The 14,038-nt window shown below is 66.9% G+C and carries 14 protein-coding genes; 10 read left to right on the top strand and 4 right to left on the bottom strand.

Annotated elements, in window-relative coordinates:
• Nucleotides 1–10: 10 nt before the first annotated feature.
• From FA702_RS09460 to FA702_RS09445, 4 genes are all read left to right on the top strand, one after another.
• Entirely contained in the window at nucleotides 11–604 is a 594-nt protein-coding gene (locus FA702_RS09460) for an FKBP-type peptidyl-prolyl cis-trans isomerase (RefSeq protein WP_136955949.1), read from the top strand.
• 57 nt (nucleotides 605–661) lie between these two features.
• A complete protein-coding gene (locus FA702_RS09455) occupies nucleotides 662–3,565 on the top strand; it encodes a pitrilysin family protein (protein WP_136955948.1) in 2,904 nt (967 codons plus the stop codon).
• Between the two features lie 104 nt (nucleotides 3,566–3,669).
• Complete coding sequence (locus FA702_RS09450; protein ID WP_124809719.1) at nucleotides 3,670–5,043, top strand: class II 3-deoxy-7-phosphoheptulonate synthase; 1,374 nt, start codon at nucleotides 3,670–3,672, stop codon at nucleotides 5,041–5,043.
• Between the two features lie 16 nt (nucleotides 5,044–5,059).
• The gene (locus FA702_RS09445) at nucleotides 5,060–5,833 is read left to right on the top strand and encodes a HesA/MoeB/ThiF family protein (RefSeq protein ID WP_210417523.1); all 774 of its coding nucleotides are present in this window, start codon (nucleotides 5,060–5,062) and stop codon (nucleotides 5,831–5,833) included.
• A 204-nt stretch (nucleotides 5,834–6,037) separates the two neighbouring features.
• On the opposite strand, the gene FA702_RS09440 is transcribed toward FA702_RS09445, so the two are convergent.
• Together FA702_RS09440 and FA702_RS09435 are read right to left on the bottom strand one after the other, a co-directional pair.
• Nucleotides 6,038–6,736: an NAD-dependent deacylase gene (locus FA702_RS09440; protein ID WP_136955947.1), complete on the bottom strand. Its 699-nt coding sequence runs from the start codon at nucleotides 6,734–6,736 to the stop codon at nucleotides 6,038–6,040.
• A gap of 8 nt (nucleotides 6,737–6,744) precedes the next feature.
• Nucleotides 6,745–7,194, bottom strand: a complete 450-nt coding sequence (locus FA702_RS09435; RefSeq protein WP_136955946.1) for a hypothetical protein — start codon at nucleotides 7,192–7,194, stop codon at nucleotides 6,745–6,747.
• Between the two features lie 480 nt (nucleotides 7,195–7,674).
• Here FA702_RS09435 and dapB point away from each other — a divergent pair, with 480 nt between their 5' ends.
• From dapB to FA702_RS09420, 3 genes are read left to right on the top strand one after another with little or no spacing between them, the layout of a single operon-like run.
• Nucleotides 7,675–8,403 carry a 4-hydroxy-tetrahydrodipicolinate reductase gene (dapB, locus tag FA702_RS09430; protein ID WP_136955945.1) on the top strand — a complete coding sequence of 243 codons (729 nt, stop codon included), beginning with the start codon at nucleotides 7,675–7,677 and terminating at the stop codon, nucleotides 8,401–8,403.
• Nucleotides 8,400–9,110, top strand: coding sequence for an endonuclease III (gene nth, locus FA702_RS09425; RefSeq protein ID WP_136955944.1), 711 nt, complete (start codon nucleotides 8,400–8,402; stop codon nucleotides 9,108–9,110). The genes dapB and nth overlap by 4 nt, the downstream gene beginning before the upstream one ends.
• Nucleotides 9,107–9,538 (top strand): hypothetical protein, encoded by a 432-nt coding sequence (locus tag FA702_RS09420; protein ID WP_136955943.1) that lies wholly within the window; start codon nucleotides 9,107–9,109, stop codon nucleotides 9,536–9,538. The genes nth and FA702_RS09420 overlap by 4 nt, the downstream gene beginning before the upstream one ends.
• 144 nt (nucleotides 9,539–9,682) lie before the next feature.
• Here the strand turns inward: FA702_RS09420 and FA702_RS09415 are convergent, their stop codons facing one another.
• The gene (locus tag FA702_RS09415; protein ID WP_136955942.1) at nucleotides 9,683–10,993 is read right to left on the bottom strand and encodes a dicarboxylate/amino acid:cation symporter; all 1,311 of its coding nucleotides are present in this window, start codon (nucleotides 10,991–10,993) and stop codon (nucleotides 9,683–9,685) included.
• 146 nt (nucleotides 10,994–11,139) lie between these two features.
• Here FA702_RS09415 and FA702_RS09410 point away from each other — a divergent pair, with 146 nt between their 5' ends.
• Entirely contained in the window at nucleotides 11,140–11,913 is a 774-nt protein-coding gene (locus tag FA702_RS09410; RefSeq protein ID WP_136955941.1) for an enoyl-CoA hydratase-related protein, read from the top strand.
• 137 nt (nucleotides 11,914–12,050) lie between these two features.
• On the opposite strand, the gene aroC is transcribed toward FA702_RS09410, so the two are convergent.
• Nucleotides 12,051–13,151 carry a chorismate synthase gene (gene aroC, locus FA702_RS09405; RefSeq protein ID WP_136955940.1) on the bottom strand — a complete coding sequence of 367 codons (1,101 nt, stop codon included), beginning with the start codon at nucleotides 13,149–13,151 and terminating at the stop codon, nucleotides 12,051–12,053.
• Between the two features lie 130 nt (nucleotides 13,152–13,281).
• Here aroC and FA702_RS09400 point away from each other — a divergent pair, with 130 nt between their 5' ends.
• Together FA702_RS09400 and FA702_RS09395 are read left to right on the top strand one after the other, a co-directional pair.
• On the top strand, nucleotides 13,282–13,593 hold the full coding sequence (locus FA702_RS09400) for an antibiotic biosynthesis monooxygenase (protein ID WP_136955939.1): 312 nt from the start codon (nucleotides 13,282–13,284) through the stop codon (nucleotides 13,591–13,593).
• A gap of 92 nt (nucleotides 13,594–13,685) precedes the next feature.
• Entirely contained in the window at nucleotides 13,686–14,033 is a 348-nt protein-coding gene (locus tag FA702_RS09395; protein ID WP_136955938.1) for an arsenate reductase, read from the top strand.
• The last annotated feature ends 5 nt before the right edge of the window (nucleotides 14,034–14,038 follow it).

The raw sequence follows: 14,038 nt of genomic DNA, 5'->3' as shown, positions 1-14,038 counted from the left end.
TAGCGACGGCATGAGCACCTTCTCCCGCGCGCCGCGCCCCTCCGCCTTTTCCGTTTCCGCCGGCCGCGCGTTCACCGCGCTGGCCCTTGCGCTGGCGCCGGGATTCGCCCTGGCGGCCACGCCCGCCGCGCCGGCCGCCGCGGGTCAGATCATTCCGCTGCCGCTCAATCCCGTGATCCCGGCCAGCCAGCGCGCCTGCGCCATGAAGACGGCTTCGGGCCTCGGCTATACCGTGCTCAAGCCCGCCGACGGCGCGAAGCCGACCAAGGACGATTTCGTGCTGGTCAACTACATCGGCTATATCGCCGCCACGGGCGCGGTGTTCGATCAGGGGATGCAGGCGGCGTTCCCCGTGGGTGGCGTGATTCCGGGCTTTTCCGAAGGGCTGCAACTGCTGCCGCAGGGCGCGATCTACCGCCTGTGCGTGCCTTCGGCGCAGGGCTATGGCGCGCAGGGCGCGGGCGACATCCCCGCGAACGCCGATCTGGTGTTCCAGGTGGAGCTGGTGGATCACAAGTCCGCCGCCGAAGTGGAAGCCATGCGCAAGGCGGCGCAGGCCCAGCAGGGCGCGCCGGGCGGCGCGGCTCCCGCTCCGCAGCCCTGATCGGCCGTGTGAGCCTATTCACTGGCCCTTCATCCGCACGCTTCCTATAGAGGCGGGATGACGTCCTTCTCCCGGCGCGCCCGCCATCTCTGCCTGATCCTTCCCGTCCTGCTGCTGACCGGCACCGTCGCCGAGGCAAGGACCCCGGTCCGCCGCGCGGCCACGGCGGCGAAGCCTACGCCGAAAGCGCCGGTGCCGTGGCTCTATCGCGGCAGCGACGTGCCGCAGGACAAGGAATGGATCTTCGGCGAACTGCCCAACGGGCTGCGCTATGCCGTGCGCCGCAACGGGGTGCCGCCGGGGCAGGTTTCGATCCGCGTGCTGGTCGATGCCGGCTCGCTTTACGAGACCGACAGCCAGCGCGGTTTCGCGCACCTGATCGAGCACCTGACCTTCCGCGATTCGAAGTACCTGAAGTCGGGCGAGGCGGTGCCGACCTGGCAGCGGCTGGGCGCGACCTTCGGCAGCGACACCAACGCCGAAACCACCGCGACGCAGACGGTGTACAAGCTCGACATCCCCGACGCCACGCCGCCCAAGCTGGACGAAACGTTCCGCCTGCTGTCGGGTATGATCACCGCGCCGATCTTCACCCCGCAGGGGGTCAAGACCGAAGTGCCGATCGTGCTCGCCGAAATGCGCGAACGATCGGGCGCGCAGGCCCGCGCGCTGGACGGCACGCGCGAGCTGTTCTTCAAGGGGCAATTGCTGGCCGCGCGTTCGCCGATCGGCACGGTGGATACCTTGCAGGCGGCGACGTCCGAGAGCGTCAAGGCGTTCCACGACAAGTGGTACCGGCCCGACAACGCGGTGATCGTGGTCGCCGGCGATGCCGATCCCAAGGTGCTGATCGAGGAGATCACGCAGTGGTTCGGGCCGTGGAAAGGCACCGGCCCCAAGCCGGCGCAGCCCGATTTCGGCAAGCCGGTGGCACCGGCCGGGGCCGATCCGAAGAACCCGGTGGGCGATGCGCGCGTGCTGGTGGAGCCGGACCTGCCGCGCATCTTCAACTACGCCATCCTGCGCCCGTGGGTGAAGGTCAACGACACGATCCCCTATAACCAGGGCCTGATGGTCGACCGGCTGGCGATGGCGCTGATCAACCGCCGGCTGGAGGCGAAGGCGCGCGCGGGCGGCAGCTTCCTGGCGGCCTCGGTCGAACAGCAGGACATCTCGCGCTCCACCGACGCGACGATCGTGAACGTCACGCCGCTGGGCGACGACTGGAAGGCGGCGGTGCGCGACGTGCGCGCGGTGATCGCCGACGCGCTGGCCACGCCGCCGAGCAAGGAAGAGATCGCGCGCGAGGTCGCCGAGTTCGACGTGGCGTTCAAGGTGCCGGTGGAAACGCAGGAAACGCTCGCCGGATCGAAGCTGGCGGACGACATCGTCAACGCGGTGGACATCCGCGAGACGGTGGCGTCGCCCGAAACCGTCTATAACGTGTTCAAGAGCAGCATTCCGCTGTTCACCCCGGCGGCGGTGCTCCAGCACACGCGCACGCTGTTCACCGGCACGGTGGTGCGGCCGGTGCTGATCACGCCATCGGCCAGCGACGCGACCGCCGCCGACTTGCGCACCGCGCTGCTGGCCCCGGTCGATGCCGCCAAGGGCAGCCGCCTGGCCGCCTCGACCATCAAGTTCGCCGACCTGCCGCCGATCGGCACGCCGGGCACGGTGGCGTCGGCGCAGAAGACCGGCATTCTCGAGATCGAGCAGCTCGAACTCTCGAACGGGGTCAAGGTGCTGCTGTGGCCCAACGATGCCGAACCGGGCCGGATCATCATGAAAGTGCGCTTCGGTGGCGGCTATGCCGCGATCGACCCGAAGGACGCGGTCTATGGCCCGCTGGCGGAAGCGGCGCTGATGGACAGCGGCTTCGGCAACCTGAGCCGCGAGGACCTGGACCGGCTGGCGACGGGCCGCAAGCTGAGCCTGAACTTCGATATCGACGATACCGATTTCACGATGACGGCCGATACGCGCCCGGCGGACATGGCCGACCAGCTCTACCTGATGGCGGGCAAGCTGGCCACGCCGCGCTGGGACGCGAACCCGGTGCTGCGCGCCCGCGCGGCGGCACGGTTGCAGTATGAAAGCTATGCCGCTTCGCCCCAGTCGGTGCTGACGCGCGATGCCAACTGGCTGCTCAAGAACCGCGATCCGCGCTATGCCGTGCCGACGCCGGCCGAGCTTGACAAGGCGACGCCCGAGGGCTTCCGCCAGGTGTGGGAACCGCTGCTGAAGCAGGGGCCGATCGAGATCGACATGTTCGGCGATTTCAAGCGCGAGGACGCCATCGCCGCGCTGGAAAAGTCGTTCGGCGCGCTGCCGAAGCGCGATCCGGCGCCCGCCTCCACGCTGGCCCCGCACATCCCCGCGCACAACGACGAACCGCTGGTGCTGACGCACCGCGGCGACGCCAACACCGCTGCCGCGCTGGTCGCCTGGCCGACCGGGGGCGGGCGCGCCGGCGTCCACGAATCGCGCCAGCTCGAACTGCTGGCGCAGATCATCAACAACCGCCTGTTCGACGAGATGCGCGAGAAGATCGGGGCGAGCTATGCGCCGCAGGTGGCGTCCACCTGGCCGCTGGACCTGCCCACTGGCGGGTATCTTGCCGCCACGGTGCAGCTGCGCCCGCAGGATCTGCCCGCGTTCTTCGCCGCCGCCGACAAGATCGCCGCCGATCTTGCCGCGACGCCGCCCACCGCCGACGAGATCGCGCGCGTGACCGAGCCGCTCAAGCAGCTGATCACGCGCGCCAGCACGGGCAACGGCTTCTACATGTTCCAGCTGGAAGGCGGGGCGACCGAGCCGCAGAAGTTCGCCGACTTGCGCTCGATCCTGTCCGATTACAGCCAGACCACGCCTGAACGGATGCAGGCCATGGCCGCGCGCTATCTGCGCAAGGACCAGAGCTGGCGGCTGGAAGTGGTGCCGGAAAAGAAGGCGCCGTAACCGGTCTCCGGAATGGACCAGAAGCCGATCACCGTGATCGCAACGGTTCCTTTGCAATTGTCCACAGGGAGGCGTATGGCCCCGCCCCTTGAAAGGAAGGAAACGTGGCAAGCAACTGGACTGCGGATTCATGGCGGGGACAAGAAGCGCGGCACATGCCGGCTTATCCCGATGCCGAAAAGCTGGGCGAGGTCGAGACGACCCTGACGAGCTTTCCGCCGCTGGTCTTTGCGGGCGAAGCACGCGCGCTGAAGGCCGAGCTGGCGAAAGTGGGCGCGGGCAAGGGTTTCCTGCTCCAGGGCGGGGACTGCGCCGAAAGCTTTGCCGAGTTCCATCCGAACACGATTCGCGACACGTTCCGCGTGCTGCTGCAGATGGCGGTGGTGCTGACCTTCGCCAGCAAGCAGCCGGTGGTGAAGGTCGGCCGCATGGCCGGGCAGTTCGCCAAGCCGCGCTCCTCGCCGGTGGAAGCGCAGGGCGGCGTGGAGCTGCCGAGCTACCTGGGCGACAACATCAACGGCATTGATTTCACGCCCGAATCGCGGATTCCCGATCCCGACCGGATGCTGCGCGCCTATAGCCAGTCGGCGGCGACGCTGAACCTGCTGCGCGCCTTCGCCGGCGGCGGCTATGCTAATTTGCGCCAGGTCCACCAGTGGACGCTGGATTTCGTCGGCCGCAGCCCGTGGGCCGCGAAGTTCACCGAAATGGCCGACAAGATCGGCGAGGCGCTGGACTTCATGCAGGCCTGCGGCGTCGATCCGTCGAGCGTACCGCAGCTGCAGGGCACCAGCTTCTACACCAGCCACGAAGCGCTGCTGCTGCAGTACGAACAGGCGATGACGCGGCAGGATTCGCTGACCGGCGACTGGTACGACACCAGCGCGCACATGCTGTGGATCGGCGACCGCACGCGGTTCGACGGCTCCGCGCATGTCGAGTTCCTGCGCGGGGTGGGCAACCCCATAGGCATGAAGTGCGGCCCGAGCCTGGCGCCCGACGCGCTGCTGCGCCTGCTCGACACGCTGAATCCCGCGCGCGAGGCGGGCCGGATCACGCTGATCAGCCGCTTCGGGCACGACAAGGTCGAAGCTGGCCTGCCGGCGCTGGTGCGTGCGGTGAAGCGCGAAGGGCATCCCGTGGTGTGGAGCTGCGATCCGATGCACGGCAACGTGATCAAGGCGGACAACGGCTACAAGACCCGTCCGTTCGACCGTATCCTCTCGGAAGTGAAGGGCTTTTTCGCCGTCCACCGCGCGGAAGGCACCCATGCCGGCGGCATCCATATCGAGATGACCGGCAAGGACGTGACCGAATGCACCGGCGGCGCGATCGCGATCACGCAGGAAGGGCTGGCGGACCGCTATCACACGCATTGCGATCCGCGGCTCAACGCGGGGCAATCGCTGGAACTGGCATTCCTGCTGGCGGAAATGCTCAACCTGGAGCTGGCGGGCAGCAAGGCCGAGGCGGCCTGATCGCCAGAGTCGCGGCATGACGCTGGCGCCGGACAGACTGGACCGCTTCGCCCGCCATATCGTGCTGCCCGACGTGGGCGGCGCGGGGCAGGCGAAGCTGGTTCGCGCGCACGTCGTGCTGGTGGGGTTGGGCGGCATCGGCTCGCCCGCGCTGCAGTATCTGGCGGGCGCGGGGATCGGGCGCTTCACGCTGATCGACGATGACGTGATCGAGGCGTCGAACCTCCAGCGCCAGACGATCTTCACCCCAGCCGCGATCGGGCGGCCGAAGGCCGAGGTGGCGGGGGAATGGCTCCAAGCCTTTGATCCGGCAATCAATTTCGATGTGTGCGAGGCGCGGATCGACCGGGGCAACGCGGCGGAACTGATCGCCGGCGCGGACCTTGTGCTCGATGGCTGCGACAACTTTGCCACGCGGCTGGCGGTGTCGGACGCGTGCGTGGCGGCGGGCATTCCGCTCACCAGCGCCGCGCTCGGCCGCTTCCAGGGGCAGGTGGCGAACTTCGCCGGCCATCGCGAGGGGCATTCCTGCTACCGCTGCTTCGTGGGCGACGCCTTCGATGCCGAGGACTGCGATTCCTGCGCCGATCTGGGCGTGCTGGGCGCGATGGTGGGCATGGTGGGCGCGTTCGGAGCGATGCACGCTATGCGTGCGCTGCTGGAAGGCGTGGCCTCGCTCGGCGATCCGCAATGGGGCCAGCTGCACGTGTTCGACGGCCTCAAGCCCTCGCTGCGCGCAATGCGCATCGCGAAAGACCCCGAATGCCGGGGGTGTGGCGGCGTTCGGTAGAGCGGGTTCGCGCAAGGGAAGCGCACGGGGCTTCCCACCCCCAGCCCCTCCCGCAAGCGGGAGGGGAGAACAAGGGGCAGCCCCTCCCGCTCGCGGGAGGGGAGTGAGACTTGCGCCGCCAAAGGCGGCGTTAGTCGCAGCGGGGTGGGCTTTTCGCTCTCCACCCCAGATTTCTGCATAAGCAATTGAATAAAATCGTAAAAATTAGCTCAGCAGTTCGTCCACCCAGGCCGGGACCAGTTCGGTCGCCGGGCCGAGCCGGCTTTCGTCGAACCAGCTGGACCCCTGCGAGCGTTCGAGGTTCAGTTCCAGCGTCGCCGCGTCCAGATCGCGGGCGTTGCGCACGAAGCCGGCGGCGGGATAGACCGCGCCCGAGGTGCCGATCGAGACGAACAGGTCCGCCGCGCGCAGCGCGTCGTAAATCTCTTCCATGCGATAGGGCATCTCGCCGAACCACACGATGTCCGGCCGCAGCGCCGGGGCGCCGCATACCGGGCAGGGCGGGCGGTCGATCAGCGGGCCGGTCCAGCGTGGTCGCGCGTCGCAGGCGGTGCACCAGGCGTTGAGGTGCTCGCCGTGCATGTGCAGCACTCGTTCTGCGCCACCTCGCTCGTGGAGATCATCCACATTTTGCGTCACGATCAGCAGGTTGCCCCGCCATTCCCGGTCCAGCCGGGCGAGCGCGTGATGCGCGGCATTGGGCTCGCGCGTCTGGATCGCCGCGCGGCGCATGTCGTAGAAGCGCAGCACCAGATCGGGATCGCGCTTGAAGGCTTCGGGCGTGGCGACGTCCTCCACCCGGTGGTTCTCCCACAACCCGCCCGCTCCGCGAAACGTATCGATACCGCTTTCCGCACTGATGCCCGCACCGGTGAGGATCACGATGTTGCGAATGGCTGCCATAGCGTGGGTTAACCCAGCATTTCCTGTCTTTCATCCTCCGTGCAAAGGGCAAGTGCTCCAAGCGTGTGCTGCCCTTTGGCATGAGCGATTACAGCGATTAAACTGAGCACCAGCTTATCTTCCGATGCTCCCGCGAGATCACGCAGGGCAAACGGGAGGACTGATGTCCAAGCAGTTGAATACGCTGAAGCCAAAGCCACGGGAGGCATCTCACCTTTCAGAGATCTCACCTCTTCGATGGTGGCAACGAGCGCATATACGTTCCAATCTGGCTGATCCAACGCCCCCAACAGATCTACCAGGTCGGGGACGGCAGCGAACGATGCCGAACCCAATTCGCCTTGGTGGTGAAGGTGCTCCCACAACAGTCTGATTGCGTCGCTATCCCCCTGCTTCCAGCGCGCGATCAATGGGCGCGGGTCAAAGGGAATGCCACAGGCATCTAATAGGACGCTCATTCCGCATCTTTGCGCTTTGCCACGCTTAGATCAACGATAGCTTTGATGTATTATCCAACCGCTCGGGTGTTCAGGCTGAAAAGCTCGAACTCGACGGCTCGACTTTTTTGTCTGGAACTCTGCATGGCGTATCGACGAGGTGGTTCGTCCACATCTGGTCGGCGCCAAGAATGAGAGCAATTATGCCCCCCGGAATCCAGAAATGTAGGCAAAAATCGACCCGCTTGGGCCGTTACTGCGATGAATTGCCGTGATTCGATAAGTGCGATGAGCGCTGTATAGATCGGCTTGGTTAACAAACCGTCTGCAAGGTGGCCGTGAGTGTGGCGCCGGTTCCGGGGTGATGGCTTCGGGTGCGTTCATCTCCTTGATCCGATAGCATTTTCATAAGCTGCTAGCGGATGCTCGCGCCCGTGCGGATCACGATATTGCGGATGGCGTTGATCGCGGCCATGAAGCGCGGTGCAAACGGGGTGAGCCATGGCCAGAATCGGAATTATCGGCAGTGAAGGACGCATGGGGCAGGCGCTGCGCGCGGCGGTCGCGGCGGCGGGGCATGACCTGGCGGGCGGAATCGACCGGGGCGGCGATGCGCTGGCGCTGGCGCGGGCGAGCGACGTGCTGGTCGATTTCTCGGCTCCGGCCGCGCTCGAAGGCAATCTCGATGCCGCGGTGGCGGCGGGCGTGCCGATCGTGGTCGGCACCACGGGGCTGGAGGAACGCCACCATTTCCTGTGCGATGCGGCGGCGGATGCGGTGGCCGTGCTGCAGACCGGCAATACCTCGCTGGGCGTGACGCTGCTCGCCCATCTGGTGCGCGAGGCGGCGAGCCGGCTGGGCGAGGACTGGGACATCGAGATCGTCGAGACGCACCACCGCATGAAAGTGGACGCGCCTTCGGGCACCGCGCTGCTGCTGGGCGAGGCGGCGGCGAAGGGCCGCGCCGTGTCGCTGGCGGAGGAAGCGGTGCGCGGGCGCGATGGCATCACCGGGGCGCGGAAGGCGGGGACGATCGGCTTCGCAAGCTTGCGCGGCGGCACCGTCGCGGGCGACCACACCGTGCATTTCCTGGCCGACAACGAACGCCTCTCGCTGTCGCATCTCGCGGAAAACCGGGCGATTTTCGCCCGGGGCGCGGTGCGCGCAGCGGAATGGCTGATCGGGCGCGCGGCGGGGCGCTATACCATGCCGGAGGTGCTGGGGCTTTGAAGAAGGACGCGATCTTCGAGTTCTTCCGGCGGCTGGCGGAGGCCAACCCCGATCCGCAGACCGAACTGGAATTCGGCAATACCTATCAGCTGCTGGTGGCGGTGGTGCTCTCCGCGCAGGCGACGGACGTGGGCGTCAACAAGGCCACGCGCGCTCTGTTCCGTGACGTGAAGACGCCGCAGGCGATGATCGATCTGGGCGAAGAAGGGCTGAAGCAGCACGTCAAGACGATCGGCCTGTTCAACGCCAAGGCCAGGAACGTGATCGCGCTGTCCGAAATCCTGGTGCGCGATTACGGCGGCGAGGTGCCGGCCGACCGCGACAAGCTGACCGAACTGCCCGGCGTGGGCCGCAAGACCGCCAATGTCGTGATGAACTGCGCGTTCGGCGCGGAAACGTTCGCGGTGGATACGCATATCTTCCGCGTGGGCAACCGCACCGGGCTGGCGAAGGGCAAGACGCCGCTGGCGGTGGAAAAGCAGCTCGAAAAGAAGGTGCCGCAGCCGTTCCGCGTGGGCGCGCACCACTGGCTGATCCTGCACGGGCGCTATATCTGCAAGGCGCGCACGCCCGAATGCTGGCGCTGCCCGGTGATTGACCTTTGCGCCTACAAGGAGAAAACTCCGGCCAAGGGCGTGAAGCCCGACTCCGCGAAGAAGCCCGCCGCACGCAAGGGAACGCGGGCAAGCAAGGAGCGCACGGCATGAAGCGCAAGGGATTCGCCGCCGCCGGCCTGGTTCTGGCCACCGTTGCCGCCACCGCGATCGGCGGCTCGATGGGGATGGCTGCCGGCACCATGTCCACCGACGGACACCGCCGCGACGTACCCGCCGCCACGCCCACCGGCCCAGCCGTAAGCTGCATTCCGCTGGTCGGGATTCGCGAAAGCCAGGTGCGCGACGACTGGACGATCGATTTCCGCACGGCGGGCAACAAGTGGTATCGCAACACCCTGCCTTATCGCTGCAGTTCGCTCGGTTTCGAACGGGCGTTCAGCTACGCGACCTCGCTTTCGCAGCTGTGCAACACCGACATCATCACCGTGATCGCCACGGGCGGTGGCGGCGGCCCGCGCGGATCGTGCGGGCTGGGCAGCTTCCAGCCGGTGGAACTGACGAAGAAGCTGAAAAAGTAGGGTTTTTCTGGCGACGGGGCGGGGGCGAGGCCTGGCGCCAGACCCGTCCTGTAACGTCACCTCGGACACTTCGTTACGTTACGTTTTGCGCGGTTTTGGCTCTCATTTCGGGGAGTCCGGGTGCTTTGGCGTTGCGCCGCGTCCTTACTGATCCGGATCGAGATTCAGCCCCTTCCGGCCGTGTTCGGGCGTGCTGTGCGGGGGCATCGGCGCTTCGGCGTCGGGATCGAGCGGGGGCTGCAACATGCCTTCCCACTTGGTGATGACCGAAGTGGCCACCGCGTTGCCGACGACGTTGGTGGCGGTGCGGCCCATGTCGAGGAAGGTATCGACGCCGAGCAGCAGCGCCACGCCCTCCACCGGGAGGCCGAACTGCGTCAGCGTGGCCGCGATCACCACCAGGCTGGCGCGCGGCACGCCGGCGATGCCCTTCGAGGTGACCATCAGCGTCAGCAGCATGGCGATCTGCTGCCCGGCGGAGAGTGGGATGTTGTAGGCCTGCGCGATGAACATCGTGGCGAAGCTGGTGTACATCATCGACCCGTCGAGGTTGAAGCTGTAGCCCAGCGGCAGCACGAAGCCCGATATGCGGCGTGGCACGCCGAAGCGGTCGAGCTGTTCGAACAGCTTGGGCAGCGCGCTTTCCGAACTGGCGGTGGAGAAGGCGAGCAGCACCGGCTGGCGGATATAGCGCGCGAGCAACAGCGCGCGTTTGCCCAGGAACGCGGTGCCCATCGCGAACAGCAGCGTCCACAGCAGCAGCAGGCCGAAATAGAATTCGCTGACGAACACGCCGTAGGTAATGATAATGCCAAGGCCCTTGGTGGCGATCACGGCGGCGAGCGCACCGAACACCGCGAGCGGGGCAAGGCGCATCACGTAATCGGTGATCGTGAGCATGACTTGCGCCAGCGCGTCGCACCCTTCGACGATCATCGCGCCCTTCTTGCCCAGCGCCGACAGCGCGACGCCGAAAAACAACGAGAAAACCAGCACTTGCAGCACATCGTTGCGGGCCATCGCGTCGATGATGCTGGTGGGGAACACGGCCAGGATGAAGTGGCGCAGCGTGAAGTCCGCCGTCGCGAGATCCTTGACCGGCCCCGCCGCCTCGAACGCGAGGCCGACGCCGGGCTTGAACAGGTTGACCAGCACCAGGCCCAGCCCGATCGAGATGAGGCTGGCGGTAATGAACCAGCCGAGCGCGCGCCCGCCGATCCGCCCGAGCGCGGCGCTATCGCCCATGCCGGCGATGCCGCTGACCAGCGTTGCGAAGACCAGCGGCGCGATGATCATCTTGATAAGATGGAGGAAAATCTCCGGCAGCAGCTTCAGCAGATCGGCATAGAAGGCGAGCGACGGATCGCTGGCGGGGTAGGCGCGGTTGAGCGCATAGCCGACGAGAATGCCGGCGATCATGCCGATCACGATGTAGAGGGTAAGGCGCTTGGCCAAGGGACGATCGCTCCCGCTGAAATGTCGCTGCAGTTGTTGCGCTTGAGACTAACGGCCGCGTTCGCCCCCCGCAACGCCATCGGCGGGTGTTCATCCACGACAAAGGTGCATAGGCTGCGCCGCGAAAATCAGGAAAGAGGGACGGGATGCAGCATATCAGGGTGGAGCGGCGCGGGCGGATGACGCGCATCGAATTGGCGCGACCGGAAGTGCTGAACGCCATCAATGCGGCGATGCACGACGAACTGGAACAGGCGTTCAACGCCTTTGCCGCCGATCCGGAACAGTGGATCTGCGTGGTGACGGGCGCGGGCCGGGCCTTCTGCGCCGGCACCGATCTGAAATCCGTGGTCGCGGAAGGGCGCAAGCCCTATCCGGCACACGGCTATGCCGGCCTGATCCAGCGGTTCGATTGCGACAAGCCGATCATCGCGGCGGTCAACGGCCTGGCGCTGGGCGGCGGGTTCGAGCTGGCGCTGGCTTGCGACATCATCATCGCGGTGGAAAGCGCCGGCTTCGGCCTGCCCGAACCGCTGGTGGGCGCGGTGGCGCTGGGCGGCGGGGTGCACCGCCTCGCCCGCCAGATCGGGCTGAAGCAGGCGATGGGCATGATCCTGGCCTCGCGCCGGGTCGACGCGCGCGAGGGCGAGCGGCTGGGCTTCGTGACCGAGGTGGTGCCCGATGGCGAACTGGACGCGGCGGTGGAGCGCTGGGCGGCGGCGATCCTGAAAGGCGCGCCGCTGTCGATCCGCGCGTCCAAGCAGGCGGTGATGCGCGGGCTGGACGAGCCAAGCCTTGCTGCCGCGCTCGCCAACCAGGCGCGCTATCCCGCGTTCGGAACCTGGTTCAACAGCGCCGACGCCGCCGAAGGGCCGCGCGCCTTCGCCGAAAAGCGCGCGCCGGCGTGGCAGGGGCGGTAGGGAGCATGTTTCCGTAACGTAACGGTTTCGCGGCCGTCACTCGGGTCGTGATCCGGGTTAAAATTTCCCTGCAATTACAATAGGATACTTGGTCGGACGCGGGATAACGGGGAGGGGGGAAGCGGGTCTCTGCCGCTTCAGCGCCCGGTCTGCGCGCGGTGCAGCAGTTTCTGGTCGGCCAGCACCAGCGCCATCATCGCTTCCACCACGGGCACGCCGCGAATGCCCACGCACGGGTCGTGGCGGCCCTTGGTGAACAGCTCGGTCGCCTCGCCCTCGCGCGTGATCGTGGGCATGGGGGTGAGGATCGACGATGTGGGCTTGAACGCCACGCGCACCACCACCGGCTGGCCGGTGGAAATGCCGCCGGCCACGCCACCGGCATGGTTGGCGAGGAACGCCGGGCCGTCGTTGCCCTCTCCGGGCTGCTTCGGGCGCATCGGATCGGCGTTGCCTTCGCCTGTGTTGCGCGCGGCGGCGAAGCCATCGCCGATTTCCACGCCCTTTACCGCGTTGATTCCCATCATCGCGTGGGCCAGTTCGGCATCGAGCTTGGCATAGAGCGGCGCGCCCCAGCCGGCGGGCACGCCGGTGGCCACGCATTCGACCACCGCGCCCAGCGAGGAGCCGGCCTTGCGCGCCTCGTCCACCCGCTTTTCCCAGCGCGCGGCGGCTTCGGCATCGGGACAGAAGAACGGATTGCGGCCGATTTCCGCCGCATCGAACCGGGCGGGATCGATCGCGTCGCCGCCGATTTCGCTGACCCAGCCGGTGATCGTCACGCCGTCCAGCAGCTTGCGCGCCACCGCGCCGGCCGCCACGCGCGCGGCGGTTTCGCGCGCGGAAGACCGCCCGCCGCCGCGATAATCGCGAAAGCCGTACTTGGCATCATAGGCATAGTCGGCATGGCCGGGGCGATAGGCCTTGGCGACGCCGCCATAGTCCTTGGAGCGCTGGTCCACGTTCTCGATCATCAGGCTGATCGGGGTGCCGGTGGTGCGGCGCACGCCGTCGGCCGTCTCGAACACGCCGGAGAGGATGCGGACCTGGTCCGGTTCCTGCCGCTGCGTGGTGAAGCGCGACTGGCCCGGCCGGCGCGCGTCGAGGAAAGGCTGGATGTCCGCCTCGGTCAGCGGGATGCCGGGCGGGCACCCGTCGACGACCGCGCCAAGCGCGGGGCCATGGCTTTCCCCCCAGGTGGTGAAGCGGAAGACGTGTCCGAAGCTGTTCAGGCTCATGGGCTGCGGCTTTGTCGGGATTCGCCGGAAATGTCCATGCCGGCCTGTTCGTATGCGATATTCACGCCCGCACTTTGCGGCTATCGCAGAATTTGCGCCCATTTTGGTAACATTCTGTTAGAAAGCGCGCATGTTCATCGTCGTTTTCCGCAACCGCAAGCGCGCCGACATCGATGCCGATGCCTATGCCGTCGATGCCGCGCGCATGGAGCGCCTGGCGCGCACGCAGCCCGGCTTCGTCTCGTTCAAGAGCTACCACGCCGACGATGGCGAGGTGCTGGCGCTGTCCGAATGGGAAAGCGAGGAGGCCGCGCTGGGCTGGCGCCGGCAGGTGGCGCACATCGAGGTGCAGGGGCGATCGCGCGACGCCTATTACCAGGATTACACGCTCTATGCCGGCAACCCCACGCGGACGCGGCGCTTCTGCCGCGATGGGGGATAGGGGCACGCGGCGCCGCATTCGCAGTCACGGCGTTTGCCGCCCTTGCCGATCGACGCTAAGGGACTGGAAAGTCTGACGCAAAGGATCGGCGCGTGGCTGTGACGGTTTATGGAATCCCCAACTGCGACACCGTGAAGAAGGCGCGTGTCTGGCTGGAGGCGCGCGGCATCGCCTATACGTTCCACGACTACAAGAAGCAGGGCGCGGACCCGGCGCGGATCGCGGGATGGGTGGCGCAGGCGGGGCTGGACAAGGTGCTCAACAAGGCAGGCACGACCTTCCGCAAGCTGGACGATGCGGCGAAGTCCGATCTCGACGCGGACAAGGCGGTGGCGCTGATGGCAGAGCATACCTCCACCATCAAGCGGCCGATCGTGGAATATCCCGGTGGGCTGCTGGTGGGGTTCAAGGACGCCGAATGGGCGGCGGCGCTGGGCTGAGCGGC

The sequence above is a fragment of the Novosphingobium sp. EMRT-2 genome, from assembly GCF_005145025.1.
Classification (GTDB): Bacteria; Pseudomonadota; Alphaproteobacteria; order Sphingomonadales; family Sphingomonadaceae; genus Novosphingobium.
The sequence above is the reverse complement of the archived record's forward strand: the minus strand, read 5'-3'. Positions and strand labels throughout refer to the sequence as shown.

Bases quoted from the DNA above. Each gene is read 5' to 3' on its own strand.
- FA702_RS09400 (WP_136955939.1), top strand. From the start codon at position 13,282: ATGTTCATCGTCGTTTTCCGCAACCGCAAGCGCGCCGACATCGATGCC.
- dapB (WP_136955945.1), top strand. From the start codon at position 7,675: ATGGCCAGAATCGGAATTATCGGCAGTGAAGGACGCATGGGGCAGGCG.
- FA702_RS09410 (WP_136955941.1), top strand. From the start codon at position 11,140: ATGCAGCATATCAGGGTGGAGCGGCGCGGGCGGATGACGCGCATCGAA.
- aroC (WP_136955940.1), bottom strand. From the start codon at position 13,151: ATGAGCCTGAACAGCTTCGGACACGTCTTCCGCTTCACCACCTGGGGG.
- FA702_RS09455 (WP_136955948.1), top strand. From the start codon at position 662: ATGACGTCCTTCTCCCGGCGCGCCCGCCATCTCTGCCTGATCCTTCCC.
- FA702_RS09445 (WP_210417523.1), top strand. From the start codon at position 5,060: ATGACGCTGGCGCCGGACAGACTGGACCGCTTCGCCCGCCATATCGTG.
- FA702_RS09460 (WP_136955949.1), top strand. From the start codon at position 11: ATGAGCACCTTCTCCCGCGCGCCGCGCCCCTCCGCCTTTTCCGTTTCC.
- FA702_RS09435 (WP_136955946.1), bottom strand. From the start codon at position 7,194: ATGAGCGTCCTATTAGATGCCTGTGGCATTCCCTTTGACCCGCGCCCA.
- FA702_RS09440 (WP_136955947.1), bottom strand. From the start codon at position 6,736: ATGGCAGCCATTCGCAACATCGTGATCCTCACCGGTGCGGGCATCAGT.
- FA702_RS09420 (WP_136955943.1), top strand. From the start codon at position 9,107: ATGAAGCGCAAGGGATTCGCCGCCGCCGGCCTGGTTCTGGCCACCGTT.